This window comes from Mycolicibacterium lutetiense (assembly GCF_017876775.1).
Classification (GTDB): Bacteria; Actinomycetota; Actinomycetes; order Mycobacteriales; family Mycobacteriaceae; genus Mycobacterium; species Mycobacterium lutetiense.
In genome coordinates this window covers 4,045,155-4,065,446 of sequence record NZ_JAGIOP010000002.1, presented here as the reverse complement: position 1 = coordinate 4,065,446, position 20,292 = coordinate 4,045,155, and the positions used below count along the sequence as shown (strand labels likewise).

Genomic DNA, 20,292 nt, shown 5'->3' with positions numbered 1-20,292 from the left:
CTACGCGCCTTTGTTCGCGCTTGAGGCGTCGAGGTAGTTCGGCGGTTCGCCACCGCCATGGACCTGCAAAGCTGCACCACTGATGTAAGAGGCGGCCGGCGACGTCAAAAATGCTGCAGCCCAACCGATATCGGCAGGCTTGGCCAGCCGGCCGAGCGGGACAGTAGCAGCCACCGCGGCCACCGACTCGGCGTCGCCGTAGAACAGTTCGGACTGTTCAGTCTCGACCATGCCGACGACCACGGAGTTCACCCGCACCTTGGGTGCCCATTCGACGGCCAACGTGGTGGTCAGGTTGTCGATGCCGGCCTTGGCCGCACCATAGGCGGCGGTGCCCGGGGTCGGCCGGTGTGCGCTGACGCTGGAGATGTTGACGATCGAACCGCCGGTCTCCTGCTTCTGCATCACGGCGTTCGCGTGCTGGGAGACCGAGAGCGGCCCGAGCAGGTTGAGTTCGATGATCTTGGTGCTGAACTTGGCGGACGCATCGGCGGCTGCGACGTACGGCGATCCACCGGCGTTATTCACCACGACGTCCAGCCGACCGTGCTTGGCCACGATGGCCGCGATCATGGCGGCCACCGATTCGTCATCGCGGACGTCGCAGCTGTGGAATTCGTAGGGCAGCCCCTCAACCCGACGGCGTGCGCAGGTCACCACGGTGGCGCCCTGACCGGCGAAAACCGCGCTGATTCCCGCGCCGACTCCGCGCACCCCGCCGGTCACCAGGACCACCTTGCCGGTCAAACCCAAATTGATGGCACCAGCTTCTGGCGTATCGGTCACTGTGCTAGCGTACCAAGCAAGTGCTTGCTTAGGTAGCGACCCCTTCAGGAAGTGGATTGATGACGATCACCACCAAGACAGTCGAGCCGGGCATCGTCTCGGTCACCGTCAACTACCCGCCCGTCAACGCCATCCCGTCGGCAGGCTGGTTCGAACTCGGCGATGCGATCACCGCAGCCGGCCGCGACCGCAGCACCCACGTGGTGATCCTGCGTGCCGAGGGCCGCGGATTCAACGCCGGCGTCGACATCAAGGAGATGCAAAACACCGAGGGATTCGGCGCGCTCATCGACGCCAACCGGGGCTGCTACCACGCCTTCAAGGCGGTGTACGAGTGCGAGGTTCCCGTCGTCGCGGCCGTCAACGGCTTCTGCGTGGGCGGCGGGATCGGCCTGGTCGGCAACGCCGACGTGATCGTCGCCTCCGATGACGCCAAGTTCGGCCTCCCCGAAGTAGAACGTGGAGCGTTGGGTGCCGCCACTCACCTGTCCCGCCTGGTCCCCCAGCACCTGATGCGTCGGCTGTTCTTCACCGCCGCAACCGTTCCCGCCGAGACGCTGCACCACTTCGGTTCGGTGCACGAGGTGGTTCCGCGTGAGGATCTCGACGAGTCGGCGCTGCGCGTCGCCCGCGACATCGCCAGCAAGGACACCCGGGTGATCCGCGCCGCGAAGGAGGCGCTGAACTTCATCGACGTGCAGCCCGTCAACGCGCGCTACCGCATGGAGCAGGGTTTCACCTTCGAACTCAACCTGTCCGGTGTGTCCGACGAGCACCGTGACGCGTTCGCCGGAACCGAGAAGCGATCCAAATGATTCGGCGGGCACGAGCGAAGCGAGAAGGGGAGAAATGACAGACAAGCGGACAACTCTCGACGAGGCAGTCGCCTCGATCGAAAGCGGAATGACGATCGGCATCGGTGGCTGGGGCTCGCGGCGCAAGCCGATGGCCTTCGTGCGCGCCCTGCTGCGTACCGACGTCAAAGACCTGACCGTGGTCACCTACGGCGGTCCCGACCTCGGCCTGCTGTGCTCGGCAGACAAGGTCAAGCGCGCCTACTACGGCTTCGTGTCGCTGGACTCGCCGCCGTTCTACGACCCCTGGTTCGCCAAGTCCCGCACCACCGGCGCGATCGAGGCCCGTGAGATGGATGAGGGCATGCTGCGCTGCGGCCTGCAGGCTGCCGCCCAGCGGCTGCCGTTCCTGCCGATCCGCGCCGGACTCGGTAGCGACGTCCGCACGTTCTGGGGCGACGAGCTCAAGACCGTGAAATCCCCCTACCCGACCGGCGAGCACTACGAGGAGCTCATCGCGATGCCTGCGCTGAACCTCGACGCGGCCTTCGTGCACATGAATCTCGGTGACGCCAAGGGCAATGCCGCCTACACCGGTATCGATCCCTACTTCGACGATCTGTTCCTGATGTCGGCACAGCGTCGCTTCCTTTCGGTGGAGCGCGTGGTGTCCACCGAGGAACTGGTCAAGGCCGTTCCGACACAGGCCCTGCTGATCAACCGGATGATGGTCGATTCCGTGGTCGAGGCTCCGGGCGGTGCGCACTTCACCACCAACGAGCCCGATTACCGGCGCGACGAGAAGTTCCAGCGCCACTACGCCGAGGCCGCCGGCTCCGAGGAGACCTGGGCCGAGTTCGTCAAGACGTACCTGTCCGGTAGCGAGGCCGATTACCAGGCAGCCGTGCGGAAGTTCAAGCAAGATCAGGAGGCCAGCAAGTGATTGCCGTGACCCGTGCCGAGGTGTGTGCCATCGCCTGCGCCGAACTGTTCCGCGACGCCGGCGAGATCATGGCCAGCCCGATGACCACCGTCGTCCAGATCGGTGCCCGCCTGGCCCGGCTGACCTTCTCCCCCGACATCCTGCTGACCGACGGTGAAGCCCGGATCCTGGCCGATACCCCGGCGATCGGCGCCCCCTTCGCCGTCGAGGGCTGGATGCCGTTCAACCGGGTCTTCGAGACCCTGGCCTGGGGCAAGCGCCATGTGGTGATGGGCGCCAACCAGATCGACCGCTACGGCAACCAGAACCTGTCGGCGTTCGGCCCGATCCAGCAGCCGACCCGCCAGATGTTCGGTGTCCGCGGCGCGCCCGGCAACAGCATCAACCACGCCACCAGCTACTTCGTCGGTAATCACTCCAAGCGGGTGTTCACCGAATCGGTGGATATCGTCTCCGGAATCGGCTGGGACAAAATCAATTTCAACAACGACGGCAATCCGGAGAACCCGGCCTACCGGTTCGCCAACGTCTACCAGGTGGTGTCGAACCTGGGTGTGTTCGACTTCAACGGCCCCGAGCACCAGATGCGTGCCGTGTCGCTGCACCCGGGCGTCGACGCTCAGCAGGTCGCGGACAACACGACCTTTGAGGTGCACGGCTTGGAGGCTGCCGGCGAGACCCGTCTGCCGACCGACGAGGAGCTCACGCTCCTGCGCGAGGTCATCGATCCGAAGTCGTTGCGCGACAAGGAAGTGAAAGCAGTCGAGGCGAAATAGTGGGCAAGCTCAAGACACCGCTCACCGAACTGGTCGGCATCGAGCATCCCGTCGTCCAGACCGGGATGGGCTGGGTGGCCGGTGCACGACTGGTCGCCGCAACCTCCAATGCCGGCGGGCTCGGCATCCTGGCGTCGGCAACGATGACGCTCGAGGAACTGCAGACCGCCGTCACCAAGGTCAAGGCAGCCACCGACAAGCCCTTCGGCATCAACATGCGTGCCGATGCGGGCGATGCCGGTGCGCGCGTCGACCTCCTGATCCGCGAAGGAGTCAAAGTCGCCTCCTTCGCTCTAGCTCCCAAGCCTGAGCTGATCACCAAGCTGAAAGATGCCGGCGTCGTGGTGATTCCGTCGGTGGGTGCGGCCAAGCACGCCAAGAAGGTGGCCGGCTGGGGTGCGGACGCGGTGATCGTGCAGGGCGGTGAGGGCGGTGGCCACACCGGTCCCGTCGCCACCACTCTGCTGCTGCCCTCGGTGCTCGACGCAGTCAAGGACACCGGCATGCCGGTGATCGCGGCCGGCGGTTTCTTCGACGGCCGCGGCCTGGCCGCCGCACTGTCTTACGGTGCGGCCGGGGTTGCCATGGGAACCCGATTCCTGCTGACCTCGGATTCCACCGTGCCCGACACCGTCAAGGAGCGGTACCTGCAGGCCGCACTCGACGGCACCGTGGTGTCCACCCGGGTCGACGGCATGCCGCACCGGGTGCTGCGTACCGGCCTGGTCGAGAAGCTCGAAAGCGGCTCAGGGGTGCGCAGCCTCGCCGCTGCGGTCAGCAACGCCCAGAAGTTCAAGAAGTACTCGGGGATGTCCTGGCTGTCGATCGCCAAGGACGGCCTCGCGATGCGCGAGGGTAAAGAACTCACCTGGTCGCAGATCGTCATGAAGGCCAATACCGCGATGCTGCTGAAAGCCGGTCTGGTGGACGGCAATACCGACGCCGGCGTGCTGGCCTCGGGCCAGGTGGCGGGCATCATCAACGATCTGCCGTCGTGTGCCGAGTTGGTCGAGAAGATCGTCGACGACGCCGTCGCGCACCTGCAGTCGGCGTCAGGCTACATCCAGTAGCTTCCTCGCCGAGCAGACACAGAATCGCCCCTTTCCGACGTGGAAGGGGCGATTCTGTGTCTGCTCGCGGATTGTTGTTCGCCGCCACCACCGTCTTTGCGCCCGGCCCGCAGTGTTACCGCGGTGATAAATCCTGGGCGGTATTCCCCCGCCGCAGGCGCCCCGCGGCCACCGTCTTCAACACCTCCATTTTGGCCTCCGGTCAGCAGATCGCTGCAGGTGGAGGGCATCGAGTGAGCGGCATGGCCGGGCCGCCTCATCACCGGCATGTTCCCGCGAAATGACTTGTGCGTTAACGCGATTTCACAGCGCCGCCGAGCCCTCAGTGCGTTCTTTTGACGCCCTCCGCAACCCCCCTACGCTCGTTGATCAACAGGCTGGAGGGACGGATCGTGGTCGATTCACACGCAGGCGGCACAACACCTGCCGATGCTTTGCTGCGGTTGGGCAAGTACTTCCACCGTGGTGAAATCTCGGCCGATCAACGGACCCTGCACAAGATCGGCGGCCGCTCGGCTGACGATTTCTACCGCGACCGCTGGGCGCACGACAAAGTGGTGCGATCGACCCACGGCGTCAACTGCACCGGATCCTGCTCGTGGAAGATCTACGTCAAGGACGGCGTGATCACCTGGGAGTCCCAGCAGACCGACTATCCGTCGGTCGGTGCCGACAAGCCCGAGTACGAGCCGCGGGGATGCCCACGCGGAGCGTCGTTTTCCTGGTACACGTATTCGCCTGCACGCGTGCGCTATCCGTACGTCCGTGGCGTGCTGCTGGAGTACTACCGTGAGGCCAAGGAGCGCCTGAAGGACCCCGTGCTGGCCTGGGCCGACATCGTCGAGGATCCGGAGAAGTCGACGCGGTACAAGGCCGCCCGCGGGAAGGGCGGATTCGTCCGCGCCGAATGGTGGGAGGCCGCCGAGATCGCCGCCGCCGCCCACGTCCACACCGTCAAGAAGTACGGACCGGACCGGGTGGCCGGATTCTCGCCGATCCCGGCGATGTCGATGGTGAGCCACGCCGTCGGCGCCCGGTTCATCTCGCTGCTCGGCGGGTCGATGCTGTCGTTCTACGACTGGTACGCCGACCTGCCGGTGGCCTCCCCGCAGGTGTTCGGCGACCAGACCGATGTGCCCGAATCGGCAGACTGGTTCGACGCGGGCTACCTGATCATGTGGGGCTCCAACGTCCCCGTCACCCGAACCCCCGACGCGCACTACATGACCGAGGCCCGCTACCGCGGCCAGAAGGTGGTCGTGGTGTCGCCGGACTATGCCGACAACACCAAGTTCGCCGACGAGTGGCTGCCGGCTCGCCCCGGTACCGATGCGGCACTCGCCATGTCGATGGGGCACGTCATCCTCAAAGAGTTCTTCGTCGATCAGCAGACGCCCTACTTCACCGACTACGTCAAGAAGTACACCGACCTGCCGTTCCTGGTCACGCTCACCGAACGCGACGGACGGATGCTCCCCGGGAAGTTCCTCACCGCAGCCGATCTCGGCGGTGAATATGCGGATGTCGAAGCTGCGTCCTCTAAAACGGTGCTCCTCGATCAGACCGGGCGGCCCGTGGTGCCGAACGGTTCGCTCGGGCACCGGTTCACGGCATCCGGCGAGGGGCACTGGAACCTCGACCTTGAGGGTGTCCACCCGATGCTGACCCTGCTCGGTAACCACGACGACACCGCGACCGTGGCGCTGCCCCGGTTCGACAGCGACAAGCCGGGCATTCTGGAGCGCGGAGTGCCGACCAGAATCGTTGCCGGACAACGGGTGACGACAGTCTTCGACCTGATGCTGGCGCAGTACGGAGTGGCCCGTGCCGGGCTCCCCGGACAGTGGCCGTCCGGATACAACGACGCCTCCGAGCCCTACACCCCGGCCTGGCAGGAAGAGATCACCGGCGTACCCGCGGTGGCCGCCGAGCGCATCGCACGGGAGTTCGCCGACAACGCCGAACGTTCCAAGGGCCGTTCGATGATTCTGATGGGCGCCGGAACCAACCACTGGTTCCACTCCGATCAGATCTACCGGTCGTTCCTGTCCCTGGTCATGCTCACCGGCTGCCAGGGAGTCAATGGTGGTGGCTGGGCGCACTACGTCGGCCAGGAAAAGTGCCGGCCGGTAACCGGTTGGGCCACCCTGGCATACGGGCTGGACTGGCAGCGTCCGCCGCGGCAGATGCAGGGCACCATCTTCTGGTACTTGGCCACCGACCAGTGGCGGTACGACCCGTTCACCTCAGAGGTGATGGCCTCACCGCTGGCCGAAGGCCGGTTCGCGGGTCGCACCGTGGCGGACAGCATTGCGCTGGCCAGCCGGCTGGGCTGGATGCCGACCTATCCAACCTTCAACCGAAACCCGCTGGATCTCGCCGACGAGGCCGACCGGATGGGCAAGGACGCCGCGGAATACGTTGTGGACGGGCTCAAGTCGGGTCACCTGCAGTTCGCCTGCGAAGATCCCGACGCCCCGGAGAACTTTCCGCGCTGTCTTACGGTGTGGCGGTCGAATCTGCTCGGCTCCTCGGCCAAGGGCAACGAGTACTTCCTCAAACACCTGCTCGGCACCGACTCTGCCGTCGCCGCGCGCGACGAGGACGGTATCCGCCCGCAGGAGGTGCACTGGCGTGACGAGGCCCCGGTCGGCAAGCTGGATCTGTTGCTGTCCCTGGATTTCCGCAACACCAGCACAACCCTGTTCTCCGACATCGTGCTGCCCGCGGCCACCTGGTACGAGAAGCACGACCTGTCCAGCACCGACATGCACCCGTTCGTCCACGCGTTCTCGCCGGCGATATCGCCGCCGTGGGAGACCAAGACCGATTTCGACGCCTTCCACCGCATCGCCCGCGGATTCTCCTGGCTGGCCGAAAAGCACCTCGGCAAGCGCAAGGACATCGTGGCCATGCCGCTGCAGCACGACAGCGCCGATGCCACCGCGCAGCCCGGCGGTCGCGTACTGGACTGGAAAGCCGGTGAATGCGAGCCGATTCCCGGCAAGACCATGCCCCGACTCGTCATGGTGGACCGCGACTACCCGGCGATCGCCGAGAAGATGGCCGCCCTCGGGCCGATGGTGGAAACCGTCGGACTCACCACCAAGGGCGTGACCACCCACCCCGATGAGGAGGTGGAGTACCTGCGCGGGATCAACGGCACCGTGGTCAGCGGCGTCGCCGTCGGACGCCCATCGCTGGCCAAAGACACCCACGCCGCGGAGGCCATCCTCGCGTTGTCGGGCACCACGAACGGGCGCCTGGCCGTAGAGGGCTTCGAGGCACTGGAGCGTCGCACCGGAACCGAACTGGTCGACCTGGCCAAGGAGAATGAGGGCAAGCGAATCACGTTCGCCGACACCCAGGCCCGGCCAGTGCCGGTCAACACTTCACCGGAATGGTCCGGCTCGGAGACCGGCGGCCGGCGCTACTCGCCGTTCACGATCAACACCGAACGACTCAAGCCTTGGCACACCCTGACCGGCCGCCAGCATTTCTATCTGGACCACGACTGGATGGGTGAGCTCGGCGAGCAACTGCCGACGTTCCGCCCGCCGCTGGACATGACCGCGCTGTTCAATGAGCCGGCCGTCGGAGATACCTCGGGCGGAATCACGGTGCGCTACCTGACGCCACACTCCAAATGGTCGATTCACTCTGCCTACCAAGACAACCTGCACATGCTCACGCTGTCGCGGGGCGGTCAGTGCATCTGGATGTCGGACGTGGACGCGGCCAAGATCGGGGTCAAGGACAACGACTGGATCGAGTGCACCAACCGCAACGGCGTGGTCAATGCACGGGCCATCGTCAGCCACCGGATGCCCGAAGGTCTGGTGTTCATGTACCACGCCCAGGACAAAGCCGTCGATGTGCCGCGCACCGAGAAGAACGGTAAACGCGGCGGCATCCACAACGCGCTGACCCGGATCATGATCAAACCGACCCACCTGATCGGTGGGTATGCCCAGCAGTCCTTCGCCTTGAACTACCACGGGCCCACCGGAAATCAACGCGATGAGGTCACCACGATTCGTCGCCGTTCACAAGATGTGGAGTACTGAAATGACCGGACACGAATCTTGCGGAGTGGACCAATGAGGGTGATGGCTCAGTTGGCCATGGTGATGAACCTCGACAAGTGCATCGGCTGCCACACCTGCAGTGTCACGTGCAAGCAGGCGTGGACCAACCGCAGTGGTGTCGAGTACGTGTGGTTCAACAATGTGGAAACCCGCCCCGGACAAGGTTATCCGCGGCAGTACCAAGACCAGGAGAAATGGAAGGGTGGCTGGACGCTGAACAAGCGCGGCAAGCTCACCCTCAAGTCCGGGTCCCGGTTCAAGCGGCTGCTGAACATCTTCGCCAACCCCGACCTGCCCACGGTGTCGGACTACTACGACCCGTGGACCTACGACTACGAGAACCTGCTGTCCGCGCCCGCGATGGATACGACGCCGGTGGCGCGGCCCAAATCTCTGATCACCGGGCGCGACACCAAGGTGACCTGGGGTGCAAACTGGGACGACGATCTGGGTGGCGGGCCGGAGCAGGTGGGCCGGGATCCGTTGCTGGCCAAGGTCAACAAGGACGCCGAAATTGCGGAGCACTCGGCGAAGGTCAAGCTCGAGTTCGAGCAGACGTTCATGTTCTACCTGCCGCGGATCTGCGAGCACTGCCTCAATCCAGCGTGCGCCGCCGCGTGCCCGTCCGGCGCGATCTACAAGCGCTCCGAAGACGGCATCGTGCTGGTGGACCAGGACAAGTGCCGTGGCTGGCGGCAGTGCGTCACCGGGTGTCCGTACAAGAAGATCTACTTCAATCACAAGACCGGCAAGGCCGAGAAGTGCACGTTCTGCTATCCCCGCGTCGAGGTCGGCATCCCCACCGTGTGCTCGGAAACCTGCGTCGGCAGACTCCGCTACATCGGCGTGATGCTGTACGACGCGGATGCGGTGCTGGAGGCCGCGTCCGTCACCGATGACAAGGACCTCTACCCGTCACAGCTCGGCGTCTTCCTCAACCCGCACGACCCGCGGGTGGTGGCCGAAGCCGAACGGGCCGGCATCTCACCCGAATGGATTGAGGCGGCACAGAATTCACCGGTGTACCGGTTGATCGTCGACTATCAGGTGGCTTTGCCTCTGCATCCGGAGTACCGGACGATGCCGATGGTCTGGTACGTGCCGCCGCTGTCACCGGTGGTGGACATCCTGAAGGAGACGGGCCACGACGGAGAGAACAAGAACAACCTGTTCGGCGCCATCGACACGCTGCGGATACCGGTCGAATACCTGGCCGAGTTGTTCACCGCCGGTGAGGTGGGTCCGGTGCGGGCCTCGCTGCAGCGGCTGGCGGCCATGCGCGCCTACATGCGGGCAGCGAATCTCGGCGAGGAGTTCGATGAGACCATCCCGGACTCGGTGCGTTTGAGCGGTAACGAGATCGAGTCGATGTACCGGCTGCTGGCGATCGCGAAATATCAGGACCGGTATGTCATCCCGACCGGCGCCGGCTCTGACGCGCACCGACTCGACGCGATCGCCACCGGCTGCAGCCTCGACGGCGACGGGGGGCCGGGCATGACCGCGTTCGACACGATGGTGGACAAGTTCCATCTGACGAACACCAACGATGCTGTTCCGCAGGGTGATCCGACCCGGGTCAACTTGCTCAACTGGGACGGCCGGAGCACAGACGGGTTGTTGCCGACCACATGAAGCTACTCACCCTTGGCCGCAGAACAGGTACCGGTTCCGCCCTGTCAGAGCGCCAGCAGCGACTGGTGTGGCGCATCACCGCGCTGTTGCTCGACTACCCGACGGCCGAGACGGCCGATCTTGTCGACCAGCTTGCCTCTGCCACAGCGGAACTGCCCGAGTCGGCTCGGGTGCCGCTGATGCAGTTCCTGCATCAGTTCAACGCAACAGATTCGATGCGGCGGGCGTCGAACTATGTCGAGACGTTCGATATGCAACGACGCAGCAGCCTGCATCTGACCTACTACGCCTACGGCGACACCCGCAAACGCGGCATGGCCCTGCTGCGGTTCAAGCACGCCTATCGCCAGGCGGGTCTGGAAGTCGGTGACCTGGAGAATTCCGAGCTGCCCGACTACCTGCCCATGGTGCTCGAGTTCGCCGCGACGGTCGATCAAGTCCAAGGTGAGCGCCTGCTGGCCGAACACGTCCCGGTGCTCGAACTCTTGCGGCTCTCCCTGCAGGACAACGAGTCCTACTACACCGGCCTGATGGCTGCCGTCCTCACCACCCTGCCGCCGGTGAACAGCGCCGACCGCCGCCGTATCGCGCAGCTCGCCGCCGAGGGCCCGCCCGATGAGGATGTCGGCCTCGACCCGTATGCGATGGACCCGATGACGATGGACCCGAGTGGATCCGGAGGAAGACGATGAGCAACGTGCTCTGGATGACCCTGCCGTACATCGGATTCACCTCATTCGCTCTCGGACATATCTGGCGCTACAAGAACGACCAGTTCGGATGGACGACACGGTCTTCGCAGATATACGAGAGCAAGTTGCTGCGGCTCGGCAGCCCGCTGTTCCATTTCGGCATCCTCGGCGTGCTCGCCGGGCACGTCGTCGGCCTGCTGATCCCACAATCGTGGACTTCGGCGGTGGGTGTCTCCGAACACGTCTACCACCTGATGTCGGTGAGTATGGGGTCGGTGGCCGGGGTGGCCGTCGTCGCTGGGGTGGCCATCCTGCTCTACCGCCGGGTCACCGTCCCGGAGGTACGCACCGCGACCACGCTCAACGACAAGCTCATGTACCTGCTGCTGGTCGGGGCGTTGGCGACCGGGATGCTGAACACCCTGACCAACGTGTTCTCGACCTACAACTACCGCGAAACGGTGTCGCCGTGGTTCCGCAGCTTGTTCACACTGCATCCGGCGCCGCAGTTGATGGCGGAAACCCCGTGGACGTTCCAGGCACATGTGCTGATAGTGCTTGCCCTGCTCGGCTTATGGCCCTACACGCGGTTGGTGCACATGTTCAGTGCACCGATCGGTTATCTGGTCCGCCCGTTCGTCATCTACCGCAGCCGGGATCCGCAGCGTGCCGGAAAGAACCGCTACGCCAAGGCTTGGGTGACGCCACAGGCACCACCTCCACGCAGCCGGTGGATTTGACCGACGCAAAGAGCTATCTCACAACAGAAGTCGTCACCGGGTGAGTAGATATTCACGGCTCGGACACGGCACGCAGCTTCCGGGCAACATGTCATTTCTAGGTTTGCACCATGCCCCGATCACGCACGATCACCAACTGGGATCCCGAAGACATCGTGGCCTGGGAGGCCAGGAACAAACACATCGCCCGGCGAAATCTGTTTTGGTCGGTGGTCGCCGAGCATGTCGGGTTCTCGGTGTGGACCATGTGGTCGGTCATGGTGCTGTTCATGCCCGAAGAGGTGTACGGATTCTCTGCTGGGGACAAGTTCCTGTTGGGCGCCACGGCCACCCTGGTAGGAGGATGCCTGCGCGTCCCCTACACGCTGGCCACGGCGAAATTCGGCGGCCGGAATTGGACAGTGTTCTCGGCTCTCGCGCTGTTGATTCCCACGTTGGGCACCATGTGGCTGTTGGCAAATCCGGGCTTGCCGCTGTGGCCCTATCTGCTGTGCGCGGCCGTCGGCGGGTTCGGCGGCGGTAACTTCGCTTCCTCGATGACCAACATCAACGCCTTCTACCCACAACGGCTCAAGGGCTGGGCACTGGGGCTCAACGCCGGCGGCGGCAACATCGGCGTACCGGTGCTCCAGCTGGTCGGCCTGCTGGTCATCGCGACCGCGGGCAACCGGGCTCCGTACTGGGTGTGCGCCGTCTATCTGGTGTTATTGGCCGTGGCGGCGATCGGCGCTGCGTTGTTCATGGACAATCTCGAGCAGCACCAGATCGACACCACCGCAATGCGTTCCATTCTGTCGATTCGCGACACCTGGGTGATCGCTTTGCTCTACATCGGCACCTTCGGATCCTTCATCGGGTTCTCGTTCGCCTTCGGCCAGGTGCTGCAGATCAACTTCGTCACCGGCGGCCAGAGCCCCGCGGATGCCGCATTGCACGCCGCGCAGATTGCCTTCATCGGCCCGTTGCTCGGTTCGATCTCCCGGGTCTATGGCGGCAAGTTGGCCGACCGGGTCGGCGGCGGACGCGTCACCGCCGTGGTGTTCGGCGGGATGATCCTTGCCGGTGCACTACTTATCGCTGTGTCCACCTACCATGACCACGCCGGTGGCCCGGTCGGAACTGCCACCATGATCGGCTTTGTCGTGGGTTTTGTTGCACTGTTCGCGCTCTCGGGCCTGGGCAACGGGTCGGTGTACAAGATGATCCCGTCGATCTTCGACGCCCGAAGCCGATCGCTCATCGGCAGCGAAGCCGACAGGCAGCAGTGGTCGCGCGCGATGTCGGGTGCGCTGATCGGGTTCGCCGGTGCGGTCGGCGCCCTCGGTGGGGTAGGTATCAATCTGGCGCTGCGTCAGTCCTACCTTTCCAGCGGGTCGGCCACGGCAGCGTTCTGGATCTTCTTGGCCTTCTACGCGTTGGCCATGATGCTGACCTGGTTCCGGTACGTCCGCACCCCGTCCGCACGACAGTCGACGCCCTCGATGCTCGACAGCGTCCTGAATTAGGCCGATCAGCGCGACCGGAGAGCAACCATGGTGTCGCCATCAGTGGCACCGCTTCTGCACCACCAGACGCGAAACCCCCCGAAATCCGTGAATTTCGGGGGGGTTCGCGTCTGCTCGGCGGAGACGACCTCCGCGCGTGGAACCTAGAGGCGCTCGATGATGGTGACGTTGGCGGTGCCGCCGCCCTCACACATGGTCTGCAGACCGTAGCGACCGCCGGTGCGCTCGAGGGTGTTGAGCATGGTCGTGAACAGCTTGGCACCGGTGGCGCCCAGCGGGTGGCCCAGCGCGATGGCGCCGCCGCTCGGGTTGACCTTCGCCGGATCGGCCTTGGTCTCCTTGAGCCAGGCCAGCACGACCGGCGCGAAGGCCTCGTTGATCTCGACGGTGTCGATGTCGTCGATCGACAGGCCGGTCTTCTCCAGCGCGTACCGGGTGGCCGGGATCGGGCCGGTCAGCATCATCACCGGATCATCACCGCGTGCGCTGATGTGGTGGATGCGGGCGCGGGGCTTGAGGTTATGCGCCTCTACTGCGCTTTCTGAAGCCAGCAGCACCGCCGCCGCACCATCGGAGATCTGGCTGGCGAGCGCGGCGGTCAGCCGGCCGCCCTCGACGAGTGGCTTCAGCGAGGCCAGCTTCTCCAGGGTCGACTCGCGCGGTCCCTCGTCGACCCCGAAGTCGCCGACGGGGATGATCTCCTTGTCGAAATGCCCGGCCCGGATCGCGGCGAACGCCCGCTGGTGGCTGTTGTAGGCGAACTCCTCCATCTCCTCGCGGGAGATGTCCCACTTCTCGGCGATCATTTCCGAGCCGCGGAACTGCGAGATCTCCTGGTCGCCGTAGCGGTGCAGCCAGCTCTTGGATTCGTTTGTGGGCGAGGTGAATCCGAACTCCTTGCCGAGGACCATGGCCGAGGAGATCGGGATCCAGCTCATGTTCTGCATGCCGCCGGCCAGGATGAGGTCGGCCGTGCCCGACATGATGGCCTGGGCACCGAAGGAGATGGCCTGCTGGCTGGAACCGCACTGCCGGTCGACGGTGACGCCGGGGACGGCTTCGGGGTATCCGGCGGCCAGCCAGGTCAGCCGGCCGATGTTGCCGGCCTGCCCGCCGATGGCGTCGACGCAACCGACGATGACGTCGTCAACGGCGCCCGGGTCGACGTCGACACGATCGAAGATGGCGCGGAATGCGTGCACGCCGAGGTCGATCGGGTGCACCTGTGCCAGCGAGCCGTTCTTCTTTCCGACCGGCGTACGGATGGCATCGACGATGTATGCCTGCGATGTTGAAGCCATTACTAGTCTCCTTTGACCTGACGGGCGGCGGTGATTCCGCCGAGGACGATGGCGAGGTACTGCCGGCCGACCTCTTCGGCCGAAAGCGGTCCGCCAGGTTGGTACCAGCGGACCGAAACCCAGGTGGTGTCACGGATGAACCGGTACACCAGGTCGACGTCGATGTCCTGACGGAACGAGCCGTCGGCGATGCCCTGCTGCAGGATGTCCACCCACATCTTGCGCTGTTCGCGGTTGCGCTCGTCGACGAAGCCGAACTGCGGGACACCGGCGAGTCGCTTGGCCTCATCCTGGTAGATCACGACCTGCGCATGCCGGTGCTCGATGGCCTCGAAGGACGCCAGGAACAAGCCGGTGAGCCGGCCCAACGGGCTGGACTCCTGCTCGAGGATCTCCTGGTACCGCGCGAACAGCCAGTCAAGAAAATCCCGCATCACCTCTTCGACCATCTGCTCTTTGGACTTGAAGTGGTGGTACAGACTGCCCGACAGGATTCCTGCGGAGTCGGCGATATCGCGGACTGTCGTTGCCTTGAGCCCGCGCTCGGCGAACATGGTCGCGGCGAGGTGCAGCAACTCGTCACGTCTGCTAGCCGGTGGGCTGGGCGTATCCGGCGCCATTGCCACAGCATAGCAACCAAGCGCTTGCTAGGTCACGTTAGGCCCGCGCCGCCCTATCGATAGTCGGACGACCAGTACGCCGAGCAGTAATCGGGCCGTTCCCCCGACACCGGACGATCGGCCCGGGCCCGCGACAGATTGAAGGTGTACCAGGGGTCGGGGTCGCGCTTCCGCGCGGTAACGCACTCGCGTACGGACTCAGGCAGCCGGTGCAGCGCCGGGTCGATATCTGCGGACAGCCCGGACAGATACTTGGCATCGAGCGCACCGGTCTGCTCGAAACGGTCGATGTTGCGGTCGGCGACCAGGCGCTCGGGGTTGAGCGCCGCCAGCCCGAGCAGCGCCACGATCCCGGTCACCAGCACCGCATGGGGCAGCCATCGCCCGCTTATCCGGATCCCGGCCACCGCGACGAGCAGGAACACCACCCCGAGCCACACCTCGATGGTGATCACCGTCAGCCGCTCGGTGCTGAAGCCGTATGCCTGCTGGTACAGCCACATCCGGTGAATCGCCGAGATCACCACGACAACCGAGGTGGCGCAGAGGATTCCGACCAGCACCCGCAGCAGACGGCGGTCGGCTTCTTCGCCCCGTCCGGCGACCCGGATCGCCACACTGAGCACCAGCAGGGTCAGCGCCGACACCCACAGCAGCTGCCAGAACCCTTGCCGGGCGTACTCGGCGTAGGTCAGCCCTTCGGTTTCCAGCACGTGAGTGTGGCCGCCGAACAGCACGGTGGCCTGCACCGCCACGAACGCCAGGAACAGCACGTCGAGCACGCCCAACGGCAGGGCCCACTCCCAGCGCGGCACCGGCCGCATCGGCGCGGGGGCCAGGACGTCCAGGCGCGGAGGGAACCGGGTCAGATACGCGCCGGCCAGGACGAAGAACACGACGAGACCGAACACCAACACTCGCGCAGTGGAGTCGGCGCTGTCGAAGGACGGCACCAGATTCCCGAAGATGCGTGCAAAGGCCGGGTCGGCCGCAGCGAAGAGCCCACCGAACACGAGCACCAGAATCACTGTCACGCCGAGGACGACGACGATGCGGCTGAGACTCGGGATGCTGGCGCGACGTGGCAAGGCGTGCTGCACCCACCGGACCACCCGGGCGGCAAGTACCCATGGCAGGAACGGTGCGGTGAGAACCGCTGTCCAGGTACGGCCCCCGAACAACGTGCACCAGCCGACGATCCAGCCGGCCATGATGCACAGCACGCCGAGCCAATCCGCCGCGAGCAGACCCGGGACGGCAAACAGCGCGAGCGTCAAACCCACCCCGACCCACTCCTGCCGGGACGGACGCCGATCCGCAGTGCCGTACACCACGCCGAAGACCATGACCGCCACCACGAAGTAGCCGATGCTGAGTGTCGACGGCCGCCACAGCGCGGTGCCGACGAGCCCGGCCGATACGGCCGCCAGCAGCACCCGGCGGGGCGCGCCGGCCAGCGGATCGACCGGCCAGACCCGTCGCGACCACACCGTCCAGCCCGGCTCGCTGTAGCGCGGAAGCGCCGGGCCGATCAAGGGAGGCGGGGGCGGCACAATCCCATGCGCCCCCGGATAACCCGGAACCACCGTCGTCATACCGTTTCCCCCGCTTTCGTTCGCTCGGGGAGAGTGACCTTGATCCGGCACCCAGCCCCGATCTCCAGTACTTCGATTGTGCCGCCGTGCAATTCGACGGCCCAGCGGGCAATCGCCAGACCGAGCCCCGTTCCTCCGTCCGAGGTGGCACCGCGGGTGAACCGCTCGAAGACCCGCTCCCGCTCGGCCGGCGCGATGCCCGGGCCCTGATCGGTCACCTCGAGCCGCAAACCCGACGCGTGACGCGACGCCAGCACCATCACCCGACCACCGGCTGGACTGTGCCGAATCGCGTTGTCCACCAGGTTGACCACGACCTGCCGCAGCCGCGCCGGGTCGGCCACGGCCGCCAGGTCGGGCGGCGACACCCGCACCGCAACCGTTACGTCGGCGGCCGATACCGAGACGTGTTCGACGGCTTCGCGCAAGAATTCGTCGACGCCGAATCGGCTGATCTGCAACGGAATCGCGCCGCCCTCGATACGGGAAAGGTCCAGCAGATTGGTCACCAGCTCACCCAGGCGTTCGGTCTGCGACAGTGCCATCCGCATGGTCTTGGCGTCGGGTTCGGCCACGCCGTCGACCACGTTCTCCAGCACCGCGCGCAACGCGGTGATCGGGGTACGAAGCTCGTGGGAGACATTGCCGATCAGCCCACGCCGGTACTCGTCGGCGGCACCGAGGTCGGCCGCCATCTGATTGAATGCCGCAGCCAATTGGCCGATCTCGTCGCGCGAGGTGGCACGCACCCGGCGGCTGTAGTCACCGCGGGCCATCGCCCGCGCGGCCGTGGTCATCTGCCGCAATGGCGAAGTCATGCCGTGGGCGAGGAACTGAGTGAGGGCCAGTGAGGTCGCCAGCGCAGCCAGCAGAGCGTAGCGGAACTGCCAGCTCGCACCTATCCAGAACGTGAACGAGGCCAGCAGGATCGCCCCGCCCACCAACAGGCCGGTCTTGACCTTGAACGATGCGAACGGATCGAGCGGGCGTGGGAGTCGATCCCACAGCCCGGCAATGCCATTCACCGCGGGATCTCCAGGGCATAACCCACACCGTGGACGGTGCGGATCAGGTCGGGTCCGAGCTTGCGACGCAACGCCTTGACGTGGCTGTCGACGGTGCGACTCTCCACCTCCGATGTCCAGCCCCAGACGTGTTCCAGCAGCGTCTCACGGGCCACCGCCGCGCGCGGCCGTCCGGCGAGGAACGCCAGTAGATCGAATTCCGTACGGGTCAGGTGGATTTCCTCGGCATCGTGACCCGAGCCCTGATGCACCCTGCGCTCGGCCAGATCGATGCGGTACTCGCCGACCGAGAGCGGCGCCGGTCCGCCGGCCCGATCGACTCGGCGCAACAACACCCTGATACGGGCCACCAACTCCCGCATGCTGAACGGTTTGGTGAGGTAGTCGTCGGCACCGATCCCGAGGCCGATCAGCATGTCGGTCTCGTCGGTGCGCGCGGTGAGCATCAGCACCGGCACCACACGCTGAGCCTGGATTCGCCGGCACACCTCCAGCCCGTCGAATCCGGGCAGCATGACGTCGAGGACCACAAGATCGGGGGAAGTCGCCAAGGCGGTCTCGACCGCCGACGGTCCGTCGACTGCCGTCTCGACTGCGAATTCTTCGGCGCGCAGTCTCGTCGCCACGGCGGCCAGGATGGTCGGCTCGTCGTCCACCACCAGGATTCGCTTCACAACTCTGACTGTAAGTGCAGGTTGTGGTGCTGCCGGGCAGCGATTGTGAAGGTCCTGTGCAGAACCCGCCACGCTAGCTGCGGGCGGTTCCCGCAGCTCCGGGCTCAGGCCCGCTGGCTGGAAACCGAGATGACCTCGCCGGTCAGGTAGCTCGAGTAGTCACTGGCCAGGTAGGCGATGGTGGTGGCGATCTCCCACGGCTCGGCGGCACGGCCGAATGCCTCGTCCGAGGACAGCCGGTCCAGCAGGGCCGCGTCGGCCGAGCGCTCGAGGAACTTGTGCCGCGCGATGCTCGGCGAGACCGCGTTGATCCGCACCCCGAACTCGACGGCTTCGACGGCGCTGCAGCGGGTCAGCGCCATGACACCGGCCTTGGCTGCGGCGTAGTGCGACTGCGAATGCTGTGCGCGCCAGCCCAGCACGCTGGCGTTGTTGACGATGACACCACCGTGCTCAACCCCGCGGAAGTAGCGCAACGCGGCGCGGGTAGCCCGCATCACCGAGTTCAGCGTGACGTTCAGGACGCGGTCCCACTCGTCATCGGTCATGTCGACCAACGGCGTCTCGCCGCCCAGGCCGGCGTTGTTGACCAGAACGTCCAGGCGGCCCATCTTCTCGACCGATGAGGCGATCAGTGCGTCGACTGCCTCGGTGGAGGTGACGTCACACACGACGGCCTCGACCCGGCCCAAGCCGAGCTCGGCCAGCTGATCGCGGGTCTCGTTCAGACGCCGCTCGTGGTAGTCGGACACCACGACGTCGGCGCCCTCCAGCAGGGCGCGACGTGCAGTGGACGAGCCGATGCCGGTACCGGCGGCGGCCGTGACCAGGACGACCTTGCCCTTGAGCAGGCCGTGGCCCTCGACCTCGTTCGGAGCAATCGACAGATCCATCAGCCCTTGGCCTCTCGGGGTAGACCGAGCACCCGCTCGGCGATGATGTTGCGTTGGATTTCGTTGGACCCGCCGTAGATGGTGTCCGAACGCGAGAACAGGTAGAGCCGCTGCCACTCGTCGAACTCGCCGTCTTCCAGCGTCAGCCCGGCAGTGCCCTGCACGTCCATGGCGATCTCGCCGAGCTCGCGATGCCAGTTGGCCCACAGCAGCTTCGACACGTTGTCTTGTCCCGGCTGCTCGACATCCATCGTGGCCAAGGAATACGAGCGCATGGCCTGCAGACCGGTCCACGACTCGGTCAGCCGCTGACGGATCAACGGATCGTCGGCCGCGCCGCTGCGCTTGGCCAGCTCGACGAGGTTGGAGTGCTCACGTGCATAGCGGATCTGCTGCCCCAGCGTGGATACCCCACGCTCGAAGGTCAGCGTGCCCATCGCGACGCGCCAGCCGTCACCGGGCTGACCGACGACCAGCGAGGCGTCGGCGCGGGCGTCGTCGAAAAACACCTCGTTGAACTCGGAGTCCCCGGTCAGCTGGATGATCGGGCGGATCTCGACGCCCGGCTGATCCAGCGGCACCAGCAGATAGGACAGGCCGGCGTGCCGCTTGGAGCCCTTCTCTGTGCGCGCCACCACGAAGCACCACTGCGCCCAGTGGGCCAGCGAGGTCCACACTTTCTGGCCGTTGATCCGCCACTCGTCGCCGACCAGCTCGGCCGTCGTCGCCACATTCGCGAGGTCGCTGCCGGCGTTGGGCTCGGAGTAGCCCTGGCTCCACAGCTCGGTGACATCGAGGATCTTGGGCAGGAACCGTTGCTGTTGTTCGGGGGTGCCGTACTCGATGAGTGTCGGCCCGAGCAGTTCCTCGCCCAGGTGGTTGACCTTGTCGGGCGCGTTGGCGCGGGCGTACTCCTCGTAGAAGGCGACGCGATGCGCAACCGACAGCCCGCGGCCGCCGTGCTCCACCGGCCAGCCGAGGCAGGTCAATCCCGCGGCGGCGAGATGCTGATTCCACGCGCGCCGCTCTTCGAAGGCTTCGTGTTCACGCCCCGGTCCACCCAGGCCCTTGAGTGCTGCGAATTCGCCAACAAGATTGTCTGCGAGCCACTGCCGGACCTCGGCCCGGAACTCCTGGACCTCTATCACCCCTGTA

The 20,292-nt window shown here is 65.6% G+C and carries 17 protein-coding genes; 9 read left to right on the top strand and 8 right to left on the bottom strand.

Annotated elements, in window-relative coordinates; genetic code table 11:
• Entirely contained in the window at positions 1-786 is a 786-nt protein-coding gene (locus tag JOF57_RS28915; protein ID WP_209922812.1) for an SDR family oxidoreductase, read from the bottom strand.
• 59 nt (positions 787-845) lie between these two features.
• Here JOF57_RS28915 and echA20 point away from each other — a divergent pair, with 59 nt between their 5' ends.
• From echA20 to JOF57_RS28870, 9 genes are all read left to right on the top strand, one after another.
• Positions 846-1,601, top strand: coding sequence for a (7aS)-7a-methyl-1,5-dioxo-2,3,5,6,7,7a-hexahydro-1H-indene-carboxyl-CoA hydrolase (echA20, locus tag JOF57_RS28910; RefSeq protein WP_209922810.1), 756 nt, complete (start codon positions 846-848; stop codon positions 1,599-1,601).
• 34 nt (positions 1,602-1,635) lie between these two features.
• Positions 1,636-2,523, top strand: a complete 888-nt coding sequence (gene ipdA / locus JOF57_RS28905) for a cholesterol ring-cleaving hydrolase subunit IpdA (protein ID WP_209922808.1) — start codon at positions 1,636-1,638, stop codon at positions 2,521-2,523.
• The gene (gene ipdB / locus JOF57_RS28900; protein ID WP_209922806.1) at positions 2,520-3,299 is read left to right on the top strand and encodes a cholesterol ring-cleaving hydrolase subunit IpdB; all 780 of its coding nucleotides are present in this window, start codon (positions 2,520-2,522) and stop codon (positions 3,297-3,299) included. The genes ipdA and ipdB overlap by 4 nt, the downstream gene beginning before the upstream one ends.
• Entirely contained in the window at positions 3,299-4,369 is a 1,071-nt protein-coding gene (locus JOF57_RS28895; RefSeq protein WP_209922804.1) for an NAD(P)H-dependent flavin oxidoreductase, read from the top strand. The genes ipdB and JOF57_RS28895 overlap by 1 nt, the downstream gene beginning before the upstream one ends.
• Positions 4,370-4,761: 392 nt before the next feature.
• The gene (locus JOF57_RS28890; protein WP_307870118.1) at positions 4,762-8,436 is read left to right on the top strand and encodes a nitrate reductase subunit alpha; all 3,675 of its coding nucleotides are present in this window, start codon (positions 4,762-4,764) and stop codon (positions 8,434-8,436) included.
• A gap of 33 nt (positions 8,437-8,469) precedes the next feature.
• On the top strand, positions 8,470-10,092 hold the full coding sequence (gene narH, locus JOF57_RS28885) for a nitrate reductase subunit beta (protein WP_209922803.1): 1,623 nt from the start codon (positions 8,470-8,472) through the stop codon (positions 10,090-10,092).
• Positions 10,089-10,784, top strand: coding sequence for a nitrate reductase molybdenum cofactor assembly chaperone (gene narJ / locus JOF57_RS28880; protein ID WP_209922801.1), 696 nt, complete (start codon positions 10,089-10,091; stop codon positions 10,782-10,784). The genes narH and narJ overlap by 4 nt, the downstream gene beginning before the upstream one ends.
• On the top strand, positions 10,781-11,524 hold the full coding sequence (gene narI, locus JOF57_RS28875) for a respiratory nitrate reductase subunit gamma (RefSeq protein ID WP_209922800.1): 744 nt from the start codon (positions 10,781-10,783) through the stop codon (positions 11,522-11,524). The genes narJ and narI overlap by 4 nt, the downstream gene beginning before the upstream one ends.
• Positions 11,525-11,634: 110 nt before the next feature.
• A complete protein-coding gene (locus JOF57_RS28870) occupies positions 11,635-13,029 on the top strand; it encodes a nitrate/nitrite transporter (RefSeq protein WP_209922798.1) in 1,395 nt (464 codons plus the stop codon).
• A gap of 143 nt (positions 13,030-13,172) precedes the next feature.
• Here JOF57_RS28870 and fadA6 read toward each other — a convergent pair whose 3' ends face one another.
• The 7 genes from fadA6 to ipdE1 form a co-directional block, all read right to left on the bottom strand.
• Complete coding sequence (gene fadA6 / locus JOF57_RS28865) at positions 13,173-14,330, bottom strand: steroid 3-ketoacyl-CoA thiolase FadA6 (RefSeq protein WP_209922796.1); 1,158 nt, start codon at positions 14,328-14,330, stop codon at positions 13,173-13,175.
• A gap of 2 nt (positions 14,331-14,332) precedes the next feature.
• On the bottom strand, positions 14,333-14,950 hold the full coding sequence (gene kstR2, locus JOF57_RS28860; protein ID WP_209922794.1) for a TetR family transcriptional regulator KstR2: 618 nt from the start codon (positions 14,948-14,950) through the stop codon (positions 14,333-14,335).
• Positions 14,951-15,003: 53 nt separating this feature from the next.
• Positions 15,004-16,545 carry a DUF4153 domain-containing protein gene (locus JOF57_RS28855; protein WP_209922792.1) on the bottom strand — a complete coding sequence of 514 codons (1,542 nt, stop codon included), beginning with the start codon at positions 16,543-16,545 and terminating at the stop codon, positions 15,004-15,006.
• On the bottom strand, positions 16,542-17,561 hold the full coding sequence (locus JOF57_RS28850) for a HAMP domain-containing sensor histidine kinase (RefSeq protein ID WP_209923811.1): 1,020 nt from the start codon (positions 17,559-17,561) through the stop codon (positions 16,542-16,544). Before JOF57_RS28850 ends, JOF57_RS28855 begins: the two co-directional genes overlap by 4 nt.
• 5 nt (positions 17,562-17,566) lie before the next feature.
• Positions 17,567-18,244, bottom strand: coding sequence for a response regulator transcription factor (locus tag JOF57_RS28845; protein ID WP_209922790.1), 678 nt, complete (start codon positions 18,242-18,244; stop codon positions 17,567-17,569).
• 104 nt (positions 18,245-18,348) lie between these two features.
• Positions 18,349-19,137, bottom strand: coding sequence for a (5R,7aS)-5-hydroxy-7a-methyl-1-oxo-2,3,5,6,7,7a-hexahydro-1H-indene-carboxyl-CoA reductase (gene ipdF / locus JOF57_RS28840; RefSeq protein WP_209922788.1), 789 nt, complete (start codon positions 19,135-19,137; stop codon positions 18,349-18,351).
• Positions 19,137-20,285 carry an acyl-CoA dehydrogenase IpdE1 gene (gene ipdE1, locus JOF57_RS28835; protein ID WP_209922786.1) on the bottom strand — a complete coding sequence of 383 codons (1,149 nt, stop codon included), beginning with the start codon at positions 20,283-20,285 and terminating at the stop codon, positions 19,137-19,139. Before ipdE1 ends, ipdF begins: the two co-directional genes overlap by 1 nt.
• Between the last annotated feature and the right edge of the window lie 7 nt (positions 20,286-20,292).

What these genes read in the sequence shown, in the direction of transcription:
- JOF57_RS28870 (WP_209922798.1), top strand. Translation starts at nt 11,635, where the DNA reads ATGCCCCGATCACGCACGATCACCAACTGGGATCCCGAAGACATCGTG.
- narH (WP_209922803.1), top strand. Translation starts at nt 8,470, where the DNA reads ATGAGGGTGATGGCTCAGTTGGCCATGGTGATGAACCTCGACAAGTGC.
- ipdA (WP_209922808.1), top strand. Translation starts at nt 1,636, where the DNA reads ATGACAGACAAGCGGACAACTCTCGACGAGGCAGTCGCCTCGATCGAA.
- kstR2 (WP_209922794.1), bottom strand. Translation starts at nt 14,950, where the DNA reads ATGGCGCCGGATACGCCCAGCCCACCGGCTAGCAGACGTGACGAGTTG.
- JOF57_RS28855 (WP_209922792.1), bottom strand. Translation starts at nt 16,545, where the DNA reads ATGACGACGGTGGTTCCGGGTTATCCGGGGGCGCATGGGATTGTGCCG.
- echA20 (WP_209922810.1), top strand. Translation starts at nt 846, where the DNA reads ATGACGATCACCACCAAGACAGTCGAGCCGGGCATCGTCTCGGTCACC.
- fadA6 (WP_209922796.1), bottom strand. Translation starts at nt 14,330, where the DNA reads ATGGCTTCAACATCGCAGGCATACATCGTCGATGCCATCCGTACGCCG.
- ipdF (WP_209922788.1), bottom strand. Translation starts at nt 19,137, where the DNA reads ATGGATCTGTCGATTGCTCCGAACGAGGTCGAGGGCCACGGCCTGCTC.
- narJ (WP_209922801.1), top strand. Translation starts at nt 10,089, where the DNA reads ATGAAGCTACTCACCCTTGGCCGCAGAACAGGTACCGGTTCCGCCCTG.
- narI (WP_209922800.1), top strand. Translation starts at nt 10,781, where the DNA reads ATGAGCAACGTGCTCTGGATGACCCTGCCGTACATCGGATTCACCTCA.